At 43.5% G+C, this 20,339-nt stretch carries 22 protein-coding genes and 1 other annotated feature; of the genes, 15 read left to right on the top strand and 7 right to left on the bottom strand.

Features of this window, described 5'->3' with window-relative positions:
• Window positions 1–2 precede the first annotated feature (2 nt).
• Window positions 3–2,528, top strand: coding sequence for a M1 family metallopeptidase (locus HMPREF0501_RS06275; protein ID WP_006917083.1), 2,526 nt, complete (start codon window positions 3–5; stop codon window positions 2,526–2,528).
• A gap of 60 nt (window positions 2,529–2,588) precedes the next feature.
• Here the strand turns inward: HMPREF0501_RS06275 and HMPREF0501_RS06270 are convergent, their stop codons facing one another.
• The 4 genes from HMPREF0501_RS06270 to HMPREF0501_RS06255 all read right to left on the bottom strand — a co-directional run bounded on the left by HMPREF0501_RS06270 (window position 2,589) and on the right by HMPREF0501_RS06255 (window position 5,647).
• The gene (locus HMPREF0501_RS06270; RefSeq protein ID WP_006917082.1) at window positions 2,589–3,926 is read right to left on the bottom strand and encodes an aminopeptidase C; all 1,338 of its coding nucleotides are present in this window, start codon (window positions 3,924–3,926) and stop codon (window positions 2,589–2,591) included.
• A 47-nt stretch (window positions 3,927–3,973) separates the two neighbouring features.
• Window positions 3,974–4,588: a sugar O-acetyltransferase gene (locus HMPREF0501_RS06265; protein ID WP_006917081.1), complete on the bottom strand. Its 615-nt coding sequence runs from the start codon at window positions 4,586–4,588 to the stop codon at window positions 3,974–3,976.
• A gap of 66 nt (window positions 4,589–4,654) precedes the next feature.
• Window positions 4,655–5,338 carry a ribose-5-phosphate isomerase RpiA gene (gene rpiA, locus HMPREF0501_RS06260; protein WP_006917080.1) on the bottom strand — a complete coding sequence of 228 codons (684 nt, stop codon included), beginning with the start codon at window positions 5,336–5,338 and terminating at the stop codon, window positions 4,655–4,657.
• Between the two features lie 15 nt (window positions 5,339–5,353).
• Complete coding sequence (locus tag HMPREF0501_RS06255; RefSeq protein WP_040456024.1) at window positions 5,354–5,647, bottom strand: GNAT family N-acetyltransferase; 294 nt, start codon at window positions 5,645–5,647, stop codon at window positions 5,354–5,356.
• 121 nt (window positions 5,648–5,768) lie between these two features.
• On the opposite strand from HMPREF0501_RS06255, the gene HMPREF0501_RS06250 reads away from it, so the two are divergent.
• The 12 genes from HMPREF0501_RS06250 (at window position 5,769) to rplA (ending at window position 15,074) form a co-directional block, all read left to right on the top strand.
• Window positions 5,769–6,305, top strand: a complete 537-nt coding sequence (locus tag HMPREF0501_RS06250) for a dUTP diphosphatase (RefSeq protein WP_006917078.1) — start codon at window positions 5,769–5,771, stop codon at window positions 6,303–6,305.
• A gap of 14 nt (window positions 6,306–6,319) precedes the next feature.
• Complete coding sequence (radA, locus tag HMPREF0501_RS06245; protein WP_006917077.1) at window positions 6,320–7,693, top strand: DNA repair protein RadA; 1,374 nt, start codon at window positions 6,320–6,322, stop codon at window positions 7,691–7,693.
• A gap of 18 nt (window positions 7,694–7,711) precedes the next feature.
• Window positions 7,712–8,842, top strand: a complete 1,131-nt coding sequence (locus tag HMPREF0501_RS06240; protein WP_040456021.1) for a PIN/TRAM domain-containing protein — start codon at window positions 7,712–7,714, stop codon at window positions 8,840–8,842.
• Between the two features lie 363 nt (window positions 8,843–9,205).
• Window positions 9,206–10,615, top strand: a complete 1,410-nt coding sequence (gene cysS, locus HMPREF0501_RS06235) for a cysteine--tRNA ligase (protein ID WP_006917075.1) — start codon at window positions 9,206–9,208, stop codon at window positions 10,613–10,615.
• A gap of 1 nt (window position 10,616) precedes the next feature.
• Window positions 10,617–11,030, top strand: a complete 414-nt coding sequence (locus HMPREF0501_RS06230) for a Mini-ribonuclease 3 (protein WP_006917074.1) — start codon at window positions 10,617–10,619, stop codon at window positions 11,028–11,030.
• A complete protein-coding gene (rlmB, locus tag HMPREF0501_RS06225; protein ID WP_006917073.1) occupies window positions 11,020–11,769 on the top strand; it encodes a 23S rRNA (guanosine(2251)-2'-O)-methyltransferase RlmB in 750 nt (249 codons plus the stop codon). The genes HMPREF0501_RS06230 and rlmB overlap by 11 nt, the downstream gene beginning before the upstream one ends.
• 299 nt (window positions 11,770–12,068) lie before the next feature.
• Window positions 12,069–12,641, top strand: a complete 573-nt coding sequence (locus HMPREF0501_RS06220) for an RNA polymerase sigma factor (protein WP_040456018.1) — start codon at window positions 12,069–12,071, stop codon at window positions 12,639–12,641.
• A 99-nt stretch (window positions 12,642–12,740) separates the two neighbouring features.
• Window positions 12,741–12,890: a 50S ribosomal protein L33 gene (gene rpmG / locus HMPREF0501_RS06215; protein ID WP_006917071.1), complete on the top strand. Its 150-nt coding sequence runs from the start codon at window positions 12,741–12,743 to the stop codon at window positions 12,888–12,890.
• A 12-nt stretch (window positions 12,891–12,902) separates the two neighbouring features.
• The gene (gene secE, locus HMPREF0501_RS06210) at window positions 12,903–13,082 is read left to right on the top strand and encodes a preprotein translocase subunit SecE (RefSeq protein WP_006917070.1); all 180 of its coding nucleotides are present in this window, start codon (window positions 12,903–12,905) and stop codon (window positions 13,080–13,082) included.
• Window positions 13,083–13,188: 106 nt separating this feature from the next.
• Window positions 13,189–13,737 (top strand): transcription termination/antitermination protein NusG, encoded by a 549-nt coding sequence (nusG, locus tag HMPREF0501_RS06205; protein WP_006917069.1) that lies wholly within the window; start codon window positions 13,189–13,191, stop codon window positions 13,735–13,737.
• A 126-nt stretch (window positions 13,738–13,863) separates the two neighbouring features.
• Window positions 13,864–14,289, top strand: coding sequence for a 50S ribosomal protein L11 (gene rplK, locus HMPREF0501_RS06200; RefSeq protein WP_006917068.1), 426 nt, complete (start codon window positions 13,864–13,866; stop codon window positions 14,287–14,289).
• Window positions 14,290–14,381: 92 nt separating this feature from the next.
• The gene (rplA, locus tag HMPREF0501_RS06195; protein WP_006917067.1) at window positions 14,382–15,074 is read left to right on the top strand and encodes a 50S ribosomal protein L1; all 693 of its coding nucleotides are present in this window, start codon (window positions 14,382–14,384) and stop codon (window positions 15,072–15,074) included.
• 68 nt (window positions 15,075–15,142) lie between these two features.
• On the opposite strand, the gene HMPREF0501_RS06190 is transcribed toward rplA, so the two are convergent.
• From HMPREF0501_RS06190 to HMPREF0501_RS06180, 3 genes are all read right to left on the bottom strand, one after another.
• The gene (locus tag HMPREF0501_RS06190) at window positions 15,143–16,447 is read right to left on the bottom strand and encodes an Nramp family divalent metal transporter (RefSeq protein WP_006917066.1); all 1,305 of its coding nucleotides are present in this window, start codon (window positions 16,445–16,447) and stop codon (window positions 15,143–15,145) included.
• Window positions 16,428–17,378, bottom strand: a complete 951-nt coding sequence (gene hemH / locus HMPREF0501_RS06185; RefSeq protein ID WP_006917065.1) for a ferrochelatase — start codon at window positions 17,376–17,378, stop codon at window positions 16,428–16,430. Before hemH ends, HMPREF0501_RS06190 begins: the two co-directional genes overlap by 20 nt.
• Before the next feature lie 136 nt (window positions 17,379–17,514).
• Complete coding sequence (locus HMPREF0501_RS06180) at window positions 17,515–18,846, bottom strand: APC family permease (protein ID WP_155801164.1); 1,332 nt, start codon at window positions 18,844–18,846, stop codon at window positions 17,515–17,517.
• Between the two features lie 311 nt (window positions 18,847–19,157).
• Window positions 19,158–19,276: a sequence feature (ribosomal protein L10 leader region), on the top strand.
• A gap of 29 nt (window positions 19,277–19,305) precedes the next feature.
• On the opposite strand from HMPREF0501_RS06180, the gene rplJ reads away from it, so the two are divergent.
• Together rplJ and rplL are read left to right on the top strand one after the other, a co-directional pair.
• Window positions 19,306–19,806: a 50S ribosomal protein L10 gene (rplJ, locus tag HMPREF0501_RS06175; RefSeq protein WP_006917063.1), complete on the top strand. Its 501-nt coding sequence runs from the start codon at window positions 19,306–19,308 to the stop codon at window positions 19,804–19,806.
• A 66-nt stretch (window positions 19,807–19,872) separates the two neighbouring features.
• Entirely contained in the window at window positions 19,873–20,238 is a 366-nt protein-coding gene (rplL, locus tag HMPREF0501_RS06170; protein ID WP_006917062.1) for a 50S ribosomal protein L7/L12, read from the top strand.
• Window positions 20,239–20,339 lie beyond the last annotated feature (101 nt).

Genomic DNA, 20,339 nt, shown 5'->3' with positions numbered 1-20,339 from the left:
AGATGAGTAAACGATTATTAACGGATTTTGTACCAAGCAACTATCAAGTATACCTGGACATCGACCGTCAAGCGAAGACGATTAAAGGAATTACGACAATTACTGGTGATGCCCGCCAAAAACAAATTGCGGTGAACCAAAAGTTTTTGAAGGTTGATGAAGTAACCGTAAATGACAAGGCAGTTTCCTTTCAGGTTGATGATCAGGCAGAAACCATCAGTTTAGCGGTTGGGCAACCGGGAGCAGTTACGGTCCGGATTACGTACCACACGGATTTGACTGACACGATGATGGGGATTTATCCATCGTATTACCAGGTCAATGGTCAACAAAAAGAGTTAATTGGTACCCAATTTGAAACGACGGCCGCTCGGCAAGCCTTTCCGTGTGTCGATGAACCAGCCGCGAAAGCAACCTTTGATTTAGCAATTAAGTATGATGAACAACCGAATGAAACGATTATTGCAAACATGCCCGAAGAAAAGGTCGTAGACGGGGTGCACTACTTTAAGCGGACGGTTAAGATGTCTACGTATCTGGTTGCCTTTGCGTTTGGCGAGATGCAAAAGAAACTCACCACCACGAAGAGTGGGGTCCAAGTCGGCGTGTTTGCGACTAAAGCACACCAACCGAAGGAATTAGACTTTGCTTTGGACATTGCAAAACGGGCCATTGAATTCTACGAAGACTTCTACCAGACGCCATATCCACTAGAACATTCTTGGCAACTGGCCTTACCTGACTTCTCAGCGGGGGCAATGGAAAACTGGGGATTGGTAACGTATCGGGAAGCATATTTATTGCTAGATCCTGACAATACGACCCTTGATAACAAGCAATTAGTGGCCACTGTAATTACCCATGAATTAGCACACCAGTGGTTTGGTGATCTAGTCACGATGAACTGGTGGGATGATCTCTGGTTAAACGAAAGCTTTGCCAACATGATGGAGTACTTATCCGTGGACGCAATTCACCCTGAGTGGAAGATTTGGGAAATGTTCCAAACCAGTGAGGTGCCAATGGCCTTGCAACGGGACGCGACGGATGGAGTTCAATCTGTCCACGTGGATGTCGATAGTCCAGCGGAAATTGACTCCATTTTTGATGGTGCCATTGTTTATGCTAAGGGTTCACGGATGTTGGTCATGGTCCGATCATTGTTGGGTGATGACGCGTTACGAAAGGGATTAAAGCAGTACTTCCAAGATCACCAATATGGCAATGCGCAAGGCGATGACCTCTGGGATGCCCTTGGCAAGGCTTCAGGAATGCAGATTGGTGACATTATGCATTCATGGTTGAACCAACCGGGGTATCCAGTGGTAAGCGCGTCAGTGGTTGATGGTCATTTGAAACTTCATCAGCAACAATTCTTTATTGGCGCAGGGAAGGACCAAGGTCGTTTATGGAAGATTCCGTTGAATGCTAACTATGAAGCTGCACCAGAGATTATGGATGATGCTGATATCGACTTAGGTGATTACCAAAAATTGCGGCAGGCGAATGGGCAACCATTCCGTTTGAATGTCGGTAATAATTCACACTTTATCGTGAAGTATGGTGAGACGTTGCTCAACGATCTTTTAGATCACGTAGATGAGCTCTATCACATTACTCAGCTGCAATTATTACAGGACTTACGTTTGCTGGCGGAAGGAAATCAAGTTACCTATGCGTCAATTGTTCCATTACTAGCCCGGTTTAAGGATAGTCATTCAGCCATTGTCAATACGGTCCTGTACCAGATTGCGAATGCCTTGAAGAAGTTTGTGGAACCGGGAACGATGCAGGAAGACAATTTACGTCAATTGTTTGATCAGCTCAGTCACCAACAGGTTGAACGGTTAGGTTGGCAGCCGGTTGCTGGTGAAAGCAATGATGATCAATTAACTCGGCCACTGGTACTAATGGCTGCCTTGTACGCCAAGAATCAAGGTGCCATGCAAAACGCTCATGACCTCTTTGAGCAAGCAGCTTCTTTGGCAGAGTTACCAGCGGCGGTGCGGCCAGCAATTTTGCAAAATGAGGCTGAGAACTTCGGTACCACCGAGTTGTTTGACCAATTGATTCATGAGTACCAAACGGCCACCGATCCCGGTTTAAAACAAGACTTATGCTTGGCAACCACTAAGGTCACGGATCCAGAATTATTAACCCGCTTGGTTAACCAATTTGAAGATGCAAGTTTGATCAAGCCGCAAGACTTGCGTGCGTGGTACCGAGGGGTATTAGCAAATAATGCTGGTCAGCAGTTGGCCTGGGATTGGCTACGAAACGAATGGAGCTGGCTCGAAGCCACGGTGGGTGGTGACATGGAATTTGCCACTTTCATTACCGTTACGGCTGGTGTGTTCCATACGCCTGATCGGCTGGCAGAGTTTGAAGAGTTCTTTAATCCTAAACTCGATACTCCCGGATTAACCCGCGAAATCCAAATGGATACGAGCGTCATCCGGAGCCGCGTTAACCTTGTGGAAAGCGAAAAGAATGGGGTTAATGCCGCAATTGAAAAGGCGGTTCATTAGTTAATTGCATACAAAAAGGCGATCAGCATTTTTGCTGATCGCCTTTTTCAGTCAAATTATTTAAGCTAAAGTTCCCATTGGGTCCCATGGCTTCAGCACGATTGGTTCTTGTGCTGCCGCCTGCTTTAATTGATCGCTAAGGTATTTCTTGTTGATCACGATTTGGTAACAGTACTGGTCCATCCAGGCGTCACTCATGACGAAGTAACCCTTGGTACCAACCTTTGGTCCCCAAGAGTTTTCGACCTTCCACTTGGTTGGGCGCTCATTTACTAGGTCAACTCCCGTTAGAACCATGGCGTGATCCATCATACTTTCACCATAATCAAGGGCTTCCGCTTTCGTCATGGTTAATTCGGTATCAAAGAGTTTTTCATAATCATAAGTATTCAAAGCCATCAGGCCATGCTTGGTGTTGGAGTACTTAATGACGTCTGATCCAAACCAAACACTTTCGCCACCCTTTAACTGGTCGATTGCTAACTGCTTAAAATCGGCCATTGATAAGTTAAGGTGCTTAACTTGGCGACCACCAACAACATTTCCTAACATTTCGATTGTGTAGGTCTTGCCATATTCCTTATCCGCCGTTGGGGCTTGAATGATTGAAATATAATCATCCAGGTTCCAGCCAACGTACTTCTTAAAGAATTCTTGAGGAGTTAGATCTGCATCGCGATGGTATTCTTTATCCTTCTTTGTCCGATATTCAAAGTCAAACTTAGTTACTGGTTCACCAAATGCGTAGGCAAGCATCCGGTAAACATTATTGAGCATTTGTTTACGAATGGAGTTGATTTCATCATCCGATGCCTGATCATTGACTAGCTTACGTAAAATGACTGCATCATGCCGGAGTTGGTTATTTAGAACCGCGTTAATTTCATTGGACCGGCTAGAATTATATGATTCAGGCATTGCTGTCTTTGGCACGACACCGTACTTTTCGATGAGGGCGCATAGCATATCCCACTGACCACCATCTTGTTGCGGGGTTTCTAATAGCCACGCTACTTTACGGTCACCAAGCGGCAACTGAGCGGTGTTAATAATGTTTTCGTAAAACCAGTTGGCTTTTTCAAATTTGTCCCAGAAAAAGGCATAGGATTGGGATAGTTCAAAGTTATCTGGCAAGTTAAACTTTTGCTGCATTTCATGACGCATCGTATTTAAAGCTGCAAACATCCAGCAACGACCAGATTGCTTTTGATCAGCAACGTCACCAGTGGCGAGGTCAATTGAAAAAACTGGGGCATCATCAGCAATGGAGTGCCAATTAAAACTGGCAGCACGGACCCCATTCGTGGTGACTGCATTTTCTAAGACCTTTGCAGCAGGTCGGTTTTGATAATCTTGGGCAAAGTCGCGAAGATCATCATTGGTAATTTTAAAACTCATAAAAATCACTCCTTTAAAGATATTAAAGATCATTATACCGTATTTACTTAATAGGGGTAGGAATCTAGGTGGTCATTTTCAGTGATCTGGCGAACTGCTCGAGCTGGAACCCCCACGACTAATGAATTTGCCGGCATATCATGGGTCACCACTGCACCGGCGCCGATCACACAGCCATCGCCGATGGTGACGCCAGGGCAAATGGTCACGTTGCTGCCAAACCAACAGTTATTACCGATATTAATTGGTTTCCCCAGTTCCAGATCAGTAAATGTACCATCGCTTTGCTGGCGTGGATTGCGTTGTTGCCAGCGGAGCGGATGAGTTGCTGTGATTAGACTGACGTTAGGTCCGAGCATCACGTTATCACCGATGGTAATTGGGCAGGTATCCAGGACGGTCAGATTAAAATTAGCATAAAAATGGTCGCCCACAGTGGTAAAACGACCGTAATCAAATTGAATTGGTCCCTGCAGGTATGGTTGCTTGCCATGGTTGGGCATCAGTTGGTCGATGATTTGATTGCGGTGCGTCGTGTCTGTGTCCCGTAACTGATTGTAATCTTGACAAAGCCGGTGAGCGACTTCGTGGAAAGTATTTAATTCGGGAGAATCTGGTCGGTAAGGCTGACCATTGAGCATTCTGCGTGTATTTTCTTCCATCATGAACAAACTCCTTTTTTAGAAAACGCCCATCAGAATAAACTGATGAGCGTTTGGAATTAATAACTATTTCGTTGCGTGTAGAACTTCGGGGCCGTTGTCACGACCAACAATCACATCATCAACCCGGTTCAGGAACAAACCATGTTCAACCACCCCAACGGTGTGAATGAGATCTTCCGCAAGAGCATGAGGATCATCGATTTGACCAAGGTGGATATCAATGATGAAGTTATTTTCGTCAGTACGGTACTTATGGTCGCCATCCATTCGCCAAACAGGCTTGTAACCCTTCTTTTCGAAGGTGTTAAAAACGTGTTGAGATCCAAACGGGATGACTTCCACTGGAACCCCAAAGTCCCCAATCCGGGGAACTAACTTGGATTGATCAACAATCCAGATCTTTTTAGTTGAGGCGTTATTAACGATCTTTTCCCAAAGCAGGGCGCCACCGCCCCCTTTGATCCCATTAAAGTCATCATCGACTTCGTCAGCCCCATCGATACAAAGGTCAATGTGATCAACATCATCAATGTCCTTGATAGTAATACCAAGTGATTCGGCTTGCTTAGTGGTGCGGTTAGAGGTAGTTACCCCGATAATCTTGAGGCCTTCATTTTTAACCCGTTCACCAAGGGCGTCGACCATATAACGCACGGTTGAACCGGTTCCTAGTCCAACGATCATGCCGTCTTGAATGTACTTAACGGCTTCCTTACTCACTTGGGCTTTTAATTCATTTTGATCCATAATCATAATCTCCTTTTAAAATCGATCTTGTGGCAACAGGACGGATTGTGCTTCCGGATGCAACTTGAAATATTGCTTAGCGTAGGGACACATGATTTTAATAATCCACTGCTTTGCTATGGCAAGCTGAACAAAGCGCGCCATTAACTGGCTGGCGAGTCCTCGATGGCGAAATTCTGGAACCACAAAAACTCGTTCAACGACGACATGATTACTGTCAGGGGTCACCGGTGAAAAACTAACTTCGCCGGCCCACTGCTGATCATCCGTCAAGGCGCTAATCTTGCTCTCGGCAACGACCAAGTGCATGCGAAACGCACTCCTTTCTAACGATCTCTTTTTGCACACTAAATTGTCACTGTTTTAATAATAAAAGTCAAGCAAAGTTCATGTTACAATTAATAAGTAATCAGATAAACGGGGTGAAATTATGCAACGCGGATTTAAAATTGTTTCGCACAAAGCGAAGGCGGGATTGCATCTTCCACAGCGGCAAACTAAACAAGCTGCTGGCTATGATTTCGAAGCTGCGGAAGATTTTGTGCTACCGTCCATTTGGAAGGGAAACTTTATTAAAACTTTATGGAAACTTCATCACCAGGACCAATTAACGGCGGATGATATTACTGCTGGTGATCAGAGTTTAAAACCTTATTTGGTGCCAACCGGCATCAAAGCATATATGCAACCGAACGAGGTACTAATGCTTTTTAACCGTTCAAGCGGACCCCTGAAGCGGCGCCTGATTTTACCAAATGGCGTTGGCATTATTGATGCGGACTACTATGATAATCCGGCGAATGAAGGGGAAATCTTTGTTCAATTAATTAATTATGGGTTGACCGATTATCACATCAAAAAGGGTGAACGAATCGCGCAGGGAATCTTTGTTCCATATTTAACGGCGGATGAAGAAGAGCAACCACAAGCGGTTCGGGAAGGTGGCTTCGGTTCAACCAAAGAATAAGAGGGATTGAAATTATGGCAAAAGCCAAGACACACTTTGTTTGCCAAAATTGTGGCTACATTTCACCACGGTTCTTAGGCCGGTGCCCGAACTGTGGTCAATGGAATACGCTAGTTGAAGAAGTGGATCAGTCGACAATTAAGCAACCGAAAACCACAACTACGACACTAACGGGGATTGTTGCCAAGCCCCAACGGATTAATGAAATTGATACCCAAAAAACACCACGTGTCAAAACACAGCTCAATGAGTTGAACCGGGTGCTTGGCGGTGGAATTGTTCCGGGATCGTTGGTACTAATTGGTGGTGATCCGGGCATCGGGAAATCGACCCTATTATTACAAGTATCCGGACAATTAAGCCAAGAAGGCCACTCGGTTCTGTATGTTTCTGGTGAAGAGAGTGCTAACCAAATCAAGATTCGGGCGCAACGCTTAGACGTTTCTGGCGATGATTTTTATATCTATCCAGAAACGAACATGGATAGCATTCGGGCCACCATTGATGAGATGAATCCGGAATACGTAGTCATCGACTCCGTACAGACGATGCAAGCGACCGATGTCACATCAGCAATCGGGAGTGTTGCACAAATTCGGGCAGTGACGGCCCAACTAATGCAAATTGCCAAGGGCAAGAATATTACCGTGTTTGTGGTGGGCCATGTTACTAAGGGTGGAGTGTTAGCCGGCCCCAAGATTTTGGAGCACATGGTGGATACGGTTCTCTACTTTGAAGGGGACCTTCACCACACCTACCGGATTCTACGGTCAGTCAAAAACCGGTTTGGTTCAACCAATGAGTTAGGAATTTTTGAAATGAACGGGACGGGGTTGAAAGAAGTCGCAAACCCTTCCGAAATCTTTTTGGAAGAACGGCTCAAAGATGCTACGGGTTCTGCAGTAGTGGTTTCACTGGAAGGAACTCGACCGATTTTAGTTGAAATTCAAGCTTTAATTACCCCGTCTGTATTTGGCAATGCGCAGCGGACCGCAACTGGCTTGAGTCGTAATCGGGTATCATTAATTATGGCTGTGTTAGAAAAGCGAGCTAATTTGCTATTACAAAATCAGGATGCCTATCTCAAAGCAGCAGGTGGTGTCAAATTGGACGAACCCGCAATTGATTTAGCCATTGCGGTGGCCATTGCCTCTTCGTACCGTGATAAAGGTACGAAGCCTACGGATGCGTTCGTGGGTGAAGTTGGACTAACGGGTGAAATTCGGCGGGTCAATCGGATCGAGCAACGGGTGGCTGAAGCAGCTAAGTTAGGTTTCAAGCGGATCTTTATCCCGAAAAACAACTTGCAAAACTGGACGCCACCGCAGAACATTGAAGTGGTTGGGGTAACGACCATTAGTCAGACGCTGCAATTGGCATTAGCATAATTGAAAGGAGGACGCGTAATGAGAAAGGGAATTGTTAGATTAGTTTTCACGATTTTAGGAGCCGCAATTGGTTACTACTATTTACCACCTTTATGGCCAGCAATTGGTGTTCAGTACAACTCGGTATTAATGGTTATTGCTGACCTCTTTATTGGTGGGGTGATTTTCTGGTTAATTTCATTAATTTCGATTGGTTGGATTTTAAAGTTGGTTCAGCAAACGGAAGACTACTTAACGCAAAAGAGTCCGTTATACTTATTTTTTGGGGCATTATTAACTATTATTGGCCTGATTTTAGCAATTTTAATTTCAATTCCACTATGGCGGACACATATTCCGGTTGTTAACAACATTGTGCCAATCTTATTGATGCTGATATTTAGTTATTTTGGTTTCCGGATGGGGACGACCCGGTTGGATGACTGGCGGACTTTCCTGACGATTAAGCGCGGCGCCAAGGACACTAGTCAAAGTGGCGAGGTCATCAAACAACAAGATGCTAATTATCACCACTACAAAATTTTAGATACGAACATCTTAATTGATGGGCGGATTTATGACTTGGTGAAGACGGGCTTTTTGGAAGGAACCTTGTTGGTACCGAACTTTGTGTTGTATGAACTGCAATACATTGCTGATTCTGGCGAAAGTATTAAGCGGGTTCGCGGCCGACGCGGCTTGGATATTTTAAATAAACTCCGTCAGGAAAAAATTGTGCCCATCGAAATGTATGATGGTGATTTTGAGGATATTCCAGAGGTTGATAGTAAATTAATCGCCCTTGCTAAAAAAGTCGATGGGGTGATCGTAACTAATGACTGGAACTTAAATAAGGTCATTCAGTTCCAAAATGTCCAGGTTTTAAACATTAATAACCTTGCGAAGTCCTTGCGACCACGTGTAATTCCAGGGGAACACCTACACGTAACCGTTGTTAAAAAAGGAACGGAGCGCCAGCAAGGGGTAGCCTATCTTGATGATGGAACGATGGTCGTGGTTGAAGACGGTCGTTATTACATGAATGAGAATGTTGAAGTTGAGGTTACTAGTGCGCTTCAGACGGATGCTGGGCGGATGATTTTTGCCCGACCATTGCATTCGGCCAAAGGGATTAGTAACGATCAAGAAGATTCACATGATGATAAATAAAATCAAGCAGATCAGGTATGGCGTGCAAATACTGATCTGCTCGATTTTATTTTTGGTTAGCAAAAAGAAAAGCCGTGGCTTGGGAGAACCACGGCTAGGTTTACGAATATCTTTGGGGAAGATTTCGTAAAGGAGTATTTTTCGGTTACTATTGGGAGGAGTAATTGAAAAATAATCGGTTTCGGTTAATTTGTAGTAGTTGTTTTCTACTACGGTTTATATACTAGCAATAGATTGTGAAGAAAGTGTGACCAAAAGGTAAATAATTCTTTGCTTTCAAAAAATTAGCGGAGAAAAGTGTGGTCTAGTGGTGAGTGTGGTACTATTAAACTATCAAAATCGGCCCACAAAGGAGTTTTACAGATGCTAAAAATATATAATACTTTAACCAGAACAAAAGAAGAATTTCATCCAGTTCATCCCGGTGTGGTTAATATGTATGTCTGTGGGCCAACGGTATACAACTACATTCACATTGGTAATGCGCGGAGTGCGATCGCTTTTGATACGGTGCGTCGGTACCTAGAATTCATTGGCTATCACGTTAACTACGTCTCTAATTTTACTGATGTTGATGATAAGATGATTAAGGCGGCTCGTGAGCAGGAAATTACTGTCCCAGAATTAGCTGATAAGTATATTCGAGCATTTTTGGAGGACACGACGGCGGTCAATATCGAACCCGCCACGATGCACCCACGCGCAACGGATAACATTCCAGAAATTATTAAATTTATTCAACGTTTGATCCAGCGTGGCTATGCCTACGCTGTTGATGGGGACGTTTATTATCGGGCCCGTAAATTCAAACATTATGGTCAATTGTCTGGTCAATCAATTGATGATTTGGAAGTTGGGGCCAGTGAACACGTTAGTGCTGATGAAGTGAATAAAAAGGCTGACCCAATGGACTTTGCTTTGTGGAAGGCAGCTAAGCCAGGCGAAATTAGTTGGGATTCACCATGGGGCGCTGGTCGGCCAGGTTGGCATATTGAATGTTCAGTGATGTCCACGAAGTATTTGGCCGACACAATTGATATTCATGCTGGTGGTCAGGATCTAGAATTTCCTCACCATGAAAATGAAATTGCTCAATCAGAAGCGGCGACGGGCAAAAAATTTGTGAACTACTGGATGCATAATGGATTTGTAACGATTGGTAAGGACAATGAAAAGATGAGTAAGTCCCTGCATAACTTCGTTACTGTTCACGACATTATTAAGCATGTTGATCCACAAGTGTTGCGCTTCTTTATGGCAACGACCCAGTATCGGCGGCCAATTCAGTACAGCGAGGATAATTTAGTGGACGCTCAAAATAATTTAGCCCACATCCAAACGGCATTTAATAATTTAGAATACCGAAAAAATGATGCAACTGATGGTGACGACACTACGGTTGCTAATCAATTGGCTACTTTCCGGTCATCATTTATTGAAGCCATGGATGATGATATTAACGTCCAAAATGGGATCGCCGTGGTTTATGAACTAGTTAAGTTTGCTAATCGCTACACTGAAAAAGAGACGGTTGCTAAGGATGCGATTGGGAACATTCAAAAGTTATTGAAGGAACTGTTACTGATTTTTGGGGTTAAGCTAACGGCCACTGGTCAGATCGATGATGAAACGATTAAGCAACTCATTGCCAAGCGGGATGAAGCGCGGCGGCAAAAGAATTTTGCTTTAAGTGATCAAATTCGTGATGATTTAAAGGCCCAAGGAATTATTATCGAAGACACGCCGCAAGGAACGCGGTATAGAAAGGAATAGCATGGCAAAAGCTGATTATCGACAATTGAATGGGATTGCCTTAGCCTATCTTGGCGATGCCGTATACGAAGTCACAGTACGTGAGCACCTTTTAAATCTTGGAATGACTAAACCAAATCGTCTGCAAAGGAAAGCCACCGCATACGTTTCTGCCAAAGCCCAAGCCGGCTTGATTAAGTTAATGGAAGAACAATCTCTGTTAACTGATGAAGAGTGGGAATTTTTTAAACGCGGTCGGAATGCAAATAGTTATACGCATGCCAAGCACACGTCTGTGCTGACATACCGGATTTCAACGGGATTTGAAGCACTAATGGGCTACTTGCAATTATCTGGTCAAACAGAACGCCTTGCAGAACTATGTCGATGGTGTATCAAACAGGTTGATTTAGGGAGGGTGCAATATGAACAATGAGACACCAGAGTTTGTGATTGGTCGTCACCCGGCCGTTGCAGCATTAAAGTCGGATCAGGAGATCAATAAAGTCTTTATTCAAAAGGGATTACGCACTGACGCAATTGCCCAAATTATCAAACTCGCCAAAGAGCGGCACCTCGTTATTTCAAACGTTCCCAAAACTAAGCTCGACCAAATGGTTGATCATCAAAACCACCAAGGGGTGGCTTTAGCGGTGGCAGCTTATCATTACGCAACGATTGATGATTTATTTGCTAATGCGCAGGCACATGACGAAGAACCGTTCCTATTGATTTTGGACGAGTTAGCGGATCCACATAATCTAGGATCAATTATGCGGACTGCGGATGCAGCTGGAGTGCATGGTATTATCATCCCGAAGCGTCGAGCTGTCGGTTTAACTTCCGTAGTGGCGAAGACTTCTGCTGGTGCTATTGAACGGGTTCCAGTAGCGCGGGTTACAAATCTTGTACAAACCGCGAAGGAACTTAAAGCGCGGGGCGTTTGGTTGTTTGGTACAGACATGCAAGGAACTGACTATCGCCGTTGGGATGCTCAAGGAGCAGTCGCAGTCGTGATTGGTAATGAAGGAAAGGGAATTTCTCCATTATTAAAGAAGACTTGTGATGAAATGTTGACGATTCCCATGGTTGGCCAAGTACAAAGCTTGAACGCTAGTGTGGCGGCCAGCTTATTAATTTATCAAGGGTTCAGTTCTCGCCATCCATTAAAATAATTTGAAAAAAACAATCCAAGGAATGACTAGTTCTAAGGATTGTTTTTTCTTATCCAAAGATCAGAGACAAATTTTACGTATTGTCTCTTTTAAAGAAGTTTGGTAAATTATTTGAGACAACTAACGAGTGACGGTCAAATTTTGCGACAGCGGTACTAAGCGCAGGAGAAAAGCCGTCGTGGAACTAAGGTGAGAGCTGGTTCTATACCCCCGGTCAAGACGCTGTGACGGTGAGATGATTAGCTAGCTAATTTTCAAGTGGGTCCGTTAGGGGTTAGTGGAAAATGAGGTTGCGTCTAATGAGTCCAAGATTGATTCAAACAACCCCAGAGAGTGAACTAATTAAGCAGGTTGCGGGAAAAGATTCGGCGAGTTTTGTGATCTTGTATCGGCAATACTTACCATTAATTTGTAAATTATGGTATCAGTTTCATTTGGATGAAGTGCCATTGGATGATTGGAAACAAGAGGCAGCGGTTGTACTATATCGAACGGCTTGTTCCTATTCTTGTCACGAGTCTCGGTTTTGCTGGTACCTGCGTCAGGCACTGATGAACAAGATTCGGGATCTTTATCGGCAGCAAGCTGCACAAAAGCGAATCCCGACGAATCAGGTTGAAATGATTACAGAAGTTCAGATTGACCAGCGCTTGGTGGACATCGATTTTCAACCGGATGAGGTTAGCCATTTTCGGCTGCTGTACCAGCAGTTTTTACAAGAGTGTTCCCATTTAGAAAAGGATGCCTTTTTGGGGATTAATTCTGGTGAACGTTTAGAAAATCTGGCTCGTCAATTGTGTTGTTCGCCATTAACAATTCGTAGTGCCTTTGAACGGGCACGGAAGAAGTTTAAGCAGCGAATCCTTAATTAGTTCACAACGCTTGTTTGGAGCAACTCCTGTCTAAGAACTAGATAGGAGTTGTTTTTATTTTCGGAAAATGATAGCCTTAGATAGATGGAGGTGACTGTGATGGCGCAAAGAAAAGTTGGCTTGGAGTGCACGAAATGCGGAGCTCGCAACTACACCGTTACGGTTAAACCAACCCGTGAACAACGGCTAGAGTTAAAAAAGTTTTGTAAACATTGTGGTGAATATACCGTTCATCGTGAAACTAGGTAGTGGAGGGAAACAATGCATTTATTTAGATTTTTAAAGAGTGTTGTTCAAGAAATGCATAAGGTGGTTTGGCCCACTTGGAAGGAAAATCGGCGCGACACAGGAGTGGTAATTTCGCTAACGATTTTCTTTGTGATCTTCTTTGCGTTAGCAGACTGGATCATCCAAGCGGGAATGCTTGCCTTTGTCAAATAGTGATGGCTAGTCAAAGTGAGTATTTTTTGCTATAATTCAAAAGAAGCAAAACTTCGTGAGGAGCGAGGTTTTTTTATTTTGACAAAATTATTAAAGGAGAATCATCATGGAATCACATGAAAAACGCTGGTATGTACTGCACACCTATTCTGGATACGAAAATCGGGTTAAGAGCAACCTGGAATCTCGGGCTCAATCAATGGGCATGGAAGACTACATTTTCCGAGTAGTGGTTCCTGAAGAAACGGTGCGGACAGTTAAAGATGGTCAAGCCAAGGAAACAGAAGAAAAGACGTTCCCTGGCTACGTTTTAGTTGAAATGGTGATGACTGACCAAGCTTGGTACATTGCACGGAATACACCTGGCGTTACTGGATTCTTAGGTTCCCATGGTGGTGGTTCAAAGCCAACCCCATTGCTTCCAGAAGAAGTGGACCGGATCATGAAGCGGATGGGAGCGGATGTCGCACGAACGGACATTGATGTTAATGTTGGTGACAGCATTAAGATTATTGCTGGACCATTTGCTGATTTGACTGGAAAAGTAACGGCGGTTGACCATGACAAGATGAAGGTCAACGTGGATATTGAAATGTTTGGTCGGCAAACTAGTGCCGAAGTTGGTTTTGACCAAATCGATACAATGGATAATTAATTCTATAACTTGAATTTTACGTAATTTTGTGGTAACTTATTTTGGTATGCAATATGCATACTGTGGGAGAGGTAAAAACTTGCTGCCTCATCATTACCACAACACGGACTAAGGAGGTTTTGTCTCGTGGCAAAAAAAGTAGCTAACATTGTTAAGTTGCAAATTCCTGCCGGTGCAGCAACACCAGCTCCACCAGTAGGTCCTGCACTTGGACAAGCAGGTATCAACATTATGGGATTCACTAAGGAATTCAACGCACGGACTGCAGACCAAAAGGGTATGCTGATCCCAGTTGTAATTACCGTTTACGAAGATCGTTCATTCGACTTCATTACTAAGACCCCACCTGCTGCCGTATTACTTAAGAAAGCCGCTGGTGTTGAACATGGTTCCGGTGAACCTAACACGAATAAGGTTGCTAAGGTAACCAAGGATCAAGTTAAGGAAATTGCCGAAACTAAGATGCAAGATCTAAACGCTGCTGACGTTGAAGCAGCTATGCGCATGATCGAAGGTACTGCACGGAGCATGGGCTTCACTGTTGAAGACTAAGCGACGCACAGCGCCGGGACTTTTATCAAAATAAAAGTTCCCACGTGGGAGGTCAACCCGTTAGACCACATTTGCAAGGAGGAAAACACAAGATGGCTAAAAAACATGGTAAGAAATACCTTGAAGCGCTGAAGAAGGTTGACAGCAAGAAAGAATACGCTGTTAACGACGCGGTTCAATTAGTAAAAGATATTGATTTTGCAAACTTTGATTCAACTGTTGAAGTTGCATTTAAGTTAAACGTTGACACTAAGCAAGCAGACCAACAATTACGTGGTGCCGTTGTTTTACCAAACGGTACTGGTAAAGACCAAACTGTAATTGTTTTTGCTAAGGGTGACAACGCTCAAGCTGCTAAGGATGCTGGTGCTGACTTTGTTGGTGACCAAGACTTAGTTGAAAAGATTCAAGACGGTTGGTTAGACTTTGACGTTGCAATTGCAACCCCAGACATGATGCCACAAGTTGGTCGTTTAGGTCGGGTCTTAGGGCCAAAGGGCTTAATGCCAAACCCAAAGACTGGGACTGTAACGATGGATGTTGCAAAGGCCGTTGAAGAATCAAAGGCTGGTAAGGTTACTTACCGGACCGACCGTGACGGTAACGTTGCTGTACCATTTGGTAAGGCTTCATTTGATACTGACAAGTTAGTAGAAAACTTGAAGACGATTGAAGATGTTGTTGTGAAGGCACGTCCAGCTTCTGTTCGTGGGACTTATGTTCAACACGTTTCCATTGCTTCAACTTTCGGACCAAGTGTTACGCTTGATTTGACCACTTTCTAGTTCAGTGGAATAAATAAAAAAGGCATTAGAATTGTTGATTAACAATTCTGATGCCTTTTTTGTATTCTCTAGAATAATGCGGCAAAATTAAGAAAAGTCAATGCCAGGACAATAATTAAATAACTAATCATTTGCCAATGGCGATTGGCATATTGTCCCATTATCTGGTGGTTACTTGTAATGATAATGAGAGGAAAAAGGGTAAAAGGTAGTGCAACACTTAAGATGATTTGGGCGATAATTATTAACTGTTCAAATTCCTGTTCATTAAAGTGAATGCAACAGCCAATGATGATCACAGGGATTAGAGTAACCAAACGGGTGAGCAGACGTCGTTTCCAAAGGGGTAAACGTAGGTTAATATACCCCTCCATGACGATTTGACCTGCAAGGGTACTAGTAATTGAAGAAATCAATCCAGTAATTAAGAGGGCAAAACCAAAAAGACCACTCATGACGGGACTAGCTAACGAGCCAACAATCTTAGAATTATTTAAGCCGTCAAAGACATCTGCTAAACTATTGAGATTTCCATGATGGAAAAATAAGGTTCCCCCCATAATCATGAGAAGGGCATTGACAAGGAGGGCGGCTACTAGGTGAATAATGGAGTCCCAATTAGCAAATTGCAATGTTTCGTGAACTTGACGGGGGTCATGTTCATCATAACGGCGGCTTTGGGCAAGCGCGGAGTGAAGATAGATATTATGTGGCATGATCGTGGCACCAATGATTCCCAGACTTAGTAATAACTGAGCGTGATTATTGATAATATTAGCGGACGGAATACAACCATTTAAAATCGGCGACCATTCTGGATGGGCACGAACAACTTCAATAGTAAAGATTCCCGCAACAATTAAGATTGTTGCTAACACAATGAATTCAATTCTGCGAATACCAAATTGCAAGAAGAGTAAAACGACGATGACGTCCGCGACCGTTAGTAATACACCAACAATGAGGGGAAGATGAAATAATAAATAAAGAGCTACGGAAGTACCGATGACCCCGGTTAGATCGGTGGCCATCATGGCCAGTTCGTTTAAGATCCATAAAATAATGCGAACGGGTTTGGAAACTCGAGCAGCAATGGCTTGCGCAAGATCTGTCCGAGTAACCACTCCCAACTTAATGGATAGGGATTGCATTATCATCGCGATCAAGATGGAGAGAATTAGAACACTTAATAGTGAGTAACGATATTGAGCACCACCCGTTAAAGAAGTTAGCCAATTTCCGGGATCCATATAACCAACTGCTACTAGAGCACCGGGGCCACAGTAAGCGAGAAATTTTTGCCAGAAGGCAGATTCATAAACCGTCGGTACTTTAACGCTCCCATTTATTTCATCAAGACTTTTCTTGTTCATTAGCGGCCTCCTTGGCCAGATTGGCGATCAAAGTAGCAAACTCTGGATCATCATTCAGTGCTGGCATCATGGTGAGTTCTTGACCACCACTGGCTCGAAAGGCCTGGTAATTTTGAACGCCATTTTCTTCTAATGTTTCAAGACAATCTGTAACAAATGAGGGTGAAACGATCATGATACGTCGGTTACCCAGTTGAGCTTGGCGAAGTAATTCATTTTTAAGGTACGGTTTTAACCATGGCATGGGACCGAACTTTGATTGGTAAACCATTTTGATTTGATGGTTGGGAATGGTGAGTCGCTTTTTTAATTCAACGGTTGTCCGTTCGGTTTCGGATTGATAAGGGTCGCCAGCTTTAACCATTGATACTGGAATCCCGTGATAGGAAATCATTAATTGATCGAAGTTACCATCATCCCAAAAAGCCTGAATATGCTGCGCTAAAAGATTCAAAAAAGCAGGTTGATCAGCAAAACGGTCAATGATTGGAACCGTCGGATCAACGGCGTGGACTTGGTCAATGATGGATTGTGTAGTGCTTTGGGTGAAATGTGGAAACAGTGATAGTACATAAACTTGATCACAGGTCTGTTGAAGCTGGTGTAAGGACGTTGAAATTGCCGGCTTGCGGTATGTCATTGCCATGGCGACCCGCCAATTGGGTAGAGCATCCTGCACCCGTTTGGTTAATCGTGCTGTATTAGCAATTAGAGGTGAACCATCCCGTTCCCAAATATCACGATAAAATGTGGCTGAGCGCCAAGCACGGGTCGGTAGGATAATTCCCTTTAGTAATGGTCGCCAAAACCACCGGGGGAGGGTAACGACGTTTTGATCACCTAAAAATTCGGTTAAGTATTGCTTAACTGCAGGAGTTGTCGGTTCATCTGGGGAACCTAGATTTACTAATAGTAGTCCATTTTTCTTCATCGGTACTTTAACCTCACTCAAACTTAGATAATTTTATTGTACAACAACTTGATCAGTAAAAACGGGTGCGTGACAGAAGACATTTATGACTTCGTGGTTACGCACCCGTTTGATTTAAATTTGTCAGGAGGGAAATTCACCCTTTTTGGTAGTACTTTTTAACAAAATAAAGAATTGGCAGACCGACGATAACGATTCCGATAAAGAGAATAACTCCCGCGGGGTCGTTAAAAATTTCACTGACGAGGACAAAAATTCCACCAGCAATCGCAATGATCGGGACAATTGGATAGAACGGAGTCGAAAAAGGCCGCTTAGCAAACTTATTACGTTTCCGTAGAATAAAGACGCCAAAGAAAGCCAACATGTAGAAACAGTATACTGTAAATACACAGAGATCTGATAAGTGATCTGGATCAAAGAAGAGCATCATAATGAAGGCCAGGACGACGATAAAAATGGTGGCCGTAACTGGCGATTTACCCTTCGGACTAAGGTAGGCTAAGAATTTCGAGAATGGGATATCTTGTCGTTTAGCCATGGCATATACAATGCGGGGGAAAGTTAACATTTTACCGTTTAACGTTCCCATCATCGAAATGATAATTCCAGCTGACAGCAGTTTACCACCAATTTGTCCAAAGGCCTTGGTTGCTAGATAGGCAGTAGTGTTTTCACCAAGGCGATGAATTGTCGCAACGGGAAGAAAACGGAGAATTCCTACGGTAATTAAGGTGTAGATAATCAAAACAGCAGTGATTCCGAAAATGATTGCTTTCGGGAGTAATTTTTGTGGATTCTTCATTTCGCCACCAAGGTTGGCAATCAGAATCCAGCCGTCGTACCCGAAGAGGGTGGCGAGCACAGCAACCCCAAAACCACCGGAACTTTGATGAATTTCACGAACAGTTTGTCCAAAAGCATCTTGGTGCCCCCAGAAGAGACCAAAAATGATAATTGCGGCAATCGGAATCAATTTTCCTAAAGTGGTGATGACAGAGAAAAGGGCACCGACCTTATTTTCTAAAAGGTTCATTAGTCCGATGAGGCCAACGGTGATAATTGCTAATGGAATTCGCCATTCATTACCTAACCCAAAGAAATTAGCCATCAGAATGCTCATAAAACCTGCTACCGAGGCAATGATCGCTGGACCGTAGACAATAATTTGCATCCACCCGGCCAAAAAGCCAAGGATTCGACCATAAATATTTTCAATATAAACGTAAAGACCACCAGTATATGGCATCTGAGCACCAATTTCAGCGACAGTAAGACCACCGGTCAGGGTAATAACCCCACCAAAGACCCAAGCCAGGATGGCCATTGTGGAACTACCAGCACTATCTAATACCGAGCCCTGTTTAAAGAAGATTCCTGATCCAATGATAGTTCCAATCACGATTGAAATTGCCGAGCCAAAGCCGAGCGACCGTTTCAAGTCTTCAGTTGGTTGTTTGTCCTGCATAACTAATTCCTCCATTTCTATGACACAATAAAAGCCGTCTCAAGCACCATTCGCAAAACTGCAAGTGATTGAGACGGCCCATTAATTGTTATTAAAAATAATGAACACCAAAATTACCCAACCACAATCAGAGATGATGAGGTTGAGGAAGAGGATAAATTAAAATGAGTTAAATTCAGTTGTAACATTTGCGTCCCCTCCAAAATTTTGATTGACATTAGAATACCATTAGAAAAAATCTAACGCAAGCATTTTTTTATTTTTACTGATGCCTTGCAAAATGAACGGGAGTTATGTATACTATTTGAGTGGTTATAAATATGACTCTGCCTAAGACTCAGGTGGCGCAAGCCTCAATCATACCTGCCGAGGAAGAAATGAAATGTTCCTTCTCTATGTCTGCCGGTCATAGGGATTTTTTTAAATCCGTACCAAATTTAATATAGGAGGTGTAATTTCATGAGTGAAGCAGCTATTGCTAAAAAGGCTGAAGCCGTTAAAGTTGCCAATGGTTTGTTAACTGATGCTGAATCAGCTATCGTTGTTGACTACCGTGGTTTGACGGTTGATGAAGTCACTGATTTGCGTAAGCAACTTCGTGATGCTGGTGTCAAGATGGTTGTTATCAAGAACAAGATCTTGGAACGGGCCGTTGACGGTACTGATTACGAAGACTTAAAGAGCGTGTTTGTTGGCCCAACTGCAGTTGCCTTCTCAAATGAAGATCCAATTGCTCCTGCAAAGATTATGAAGAAGTTTGCAGAAGACCACGATGCTCTTGAAATTAAGGGTGGTTTCATTGAAAAAGACATCAAGACGCTTGATGAAATCAATGAATTCGCTGAATTGCCAAGTCGGGACGATCTTCTTTCGATGCTTGCATCTGCATTGCAAGACCCAATGCGGAAGATCGCACGGGCCGTCAAGGCCGTTGCCGACAAGGCCGACGAAGCCGCATAATTGTGTGCTTACAGTTACATTTAGACTATCAATTAAACAAGATTTAATCATTGGAGGAATTTAAAAATGGCTTTTGATAAGGATGCTATTATTGCTTCATTAAAGGAAGCATCAATCTCTGACCTTAACGACCTTGTTAAGGCAATCGAAGACGAATTTGACGTTTCAGCTGCTGCTCCAGTTGCAGTTGCAGGTGCTGCTGGTGGCGACGGTGCTGCTAAGGACAGCTTCACTGTTGAATTAACTGAACCAGGTACTGCTAAGGTTAAGGTTATTAAGGCTGTTAAGGACATCACTGGTTCCGGCCTTAAGGATGCTAAGGACCTTGTTGATAACGCACCATCTGTTATCAAGGAAGACGCTAAGGAAGACGAAGCCAACGACATCAAGGCTAAGCTTGAAGACGCTGGTGCTACTGTTACCCTTAAGTAGTTTTATCCAAATTAAAAGCCGCCGTTTTGGCGGCTTTTTTTGTTCCCTAAAAGAGGAGCATAGTGACCATGGATCTCTATGCTCCTCTTTTGGCATTAATC

It is taken from the genome of Limosilactobacillus coleohominis 101-4-CHN (genome assembly GCF_000161935.1).
Taxonomy (GTDB): domain Bacteria; phylum Bacillota; class Bacilli; order Lactobacillales; family Lactobacillaceae; genus Limosilactobacillus; species Limosilactobacillus coleohominis_A.
The sequence above is the reverse complement of the archived record's forward strand: the minus strand, read 5'-3'. Positions and strand labels throughout refer to the sequence as shown.

What these genes read in the sequence shown, in the direction of transcription:
- HMPREF0501_RS06275 (WP_006917083.1), top strand. Translation starts at nt 3, where the DNA reads ATGAGTAAACGATTATTAACGGATTTTGTACCAAGCAACTATCAAGTA.
- HMPREF0501_RS06270 (WP_006917082.1), bottom strand. Translation starts at nt 3,926, where the DNA reads ATGAGTTTTAAAATTACCAATGATGATCTTCGCGACTTTGCCCAAGAT.
- HMPREF0501_RS06265 (WP_006917081.1), bottom strand. Translation starts at nt 4,588, where the DNA reads ATGGAAGAAAATACACGCAGAATGCTCAATGGTCAGCCTTACCGACCA.
- rpiA (WP_006917080.1), bottom strand. Translation starts at nt 5,338, where the DNA reads ATGGATCAAAATGAATTAAAAGCCCAAGTGAGTAAGGAAGCCGTTAAG.
- HMPREF0501_RS06255 (WP_040456024.1), bottom strand. Translation starts at nt 5,647, where the DNA reads ATGCACTTGGTCGTTGCCGAGAGCAAGATTAGCGCCTTGACGGATGAT.
- HMPREF0501_RS06250 (WP_006917078.1), top strand. Translation starts at nt 5,769, where the DNA reads ATGCAACGCGGATTTAAAATTGTTTCGCACAAAGCGAAGGCGGGATTG.
- radA (WP_006917077.1), top strand. Translation starts at nt 6,320, where the DNA reads ATGGCAAAAGCCAAGACACACTTTGTTTGCCAAAATTGTGGCTACATT.
- HMPREF0501_RS06240 (WP_040456021.1), top strand. Translation starts at nt 7,712, where the DNA reads ATGAGAAAGGGAATTGTTAGATTAGTTTTCACGATTTTAGGAGCCGCA.
- cysS (WP_006917075.1), top strand. Translation starts at nt 9,206, where the DNA reads ATGCTAAAAATATATAATACTTTAACCAGAACAAAAGAAGAATTTCAT.
- HMPREF0501_RS06230 (WP_006917074.1), top strand. Translation starts at nt 10,617, where the DNA reads ATGGCAAAAGCTGATTATCGACAATTGAATGGGATTGCCTTAGCCTAT.
- rlmB (WP_006917073.1), top strand. Translation starts at nt 11,020, where the DNA reads ATGAACAATGAGACACCAGAGTTTGTGATTGGTCGTCACCCGGCCGTT.
- HMPREF0501_RS06220 (WP_040456018.1), top strand. Translation starts at nt 12,069, where the DNA reads ATGAGTCCAAGATTGATTCAAACAACCCCAGAGAGTGAACTAATTAAG.
- rpmG (WP_006917071.1), top strand. Translation starts at nt 12,741, where the DNA reads ATGGCGCAAAGAAAAGTTGGCTTGGAGTGCACGAAATGCGGAGCTCGC.
- secE (WP_006917070.1), top strand. Translation starts at nt 12,903, where the DNA reads ATGCATTTATTTAGATTTTTAAAGAGTGTTGTTCAAGAAATGCATAAG.
- nusG (WP_006917069.1), top strand. Translation starts at nt 13,189, where the DNA reads ATGGAATCACATGAAAAACGCTGGTATGTACTGCACACCTATTCTGGA.
- rplA (WP_006917067.1), top strand. Translation starts at nt 14,382, where the DNA reads ATGGCTAAAAAACATGGTAAGAAATACCTTGAAGCGCTGAAGAAGGTT.
- HMPREF0501_RS06190 (WP_006917066.1), bottom strand. Translation starts at nt 16,447, where the DNA reads ATGAACAAGAAAAGTCTTGATGAAATAAATGGGAGCGTTAAAGTACCG.
- hemH (WP_006917065.1), bottom strand. Translation starts at nt 17,378, where the DNA reads ATGAAGAAAAATGGACTACTATTAGTAAATCTAGGTTCCCCAGATGAA.
- HMPREF0501_RS06180 (WP_155801164.1), bottom strand. Translation starts at nt 18,846, where the DNA reads ATGCAGGACAAACAACCAACTGAAGACTTGAAACGGTCGCTCGGCTTT.
- rplJ (WP_006917063.1), top strand. Translation starts at nt 19,306, where the DNA reads ATGAGTGAAGCAGCTATTGCTAAAAAGGCTGAAGCCGTTAAAGTTGCC.
- rplL (WP_006917062.1), top strand. Translation starts at nt 19,873, where the DNA reads ATGGCTTTTGATAAGGATGCTATTATTGCTTCATTAAAGGAAGCATCA.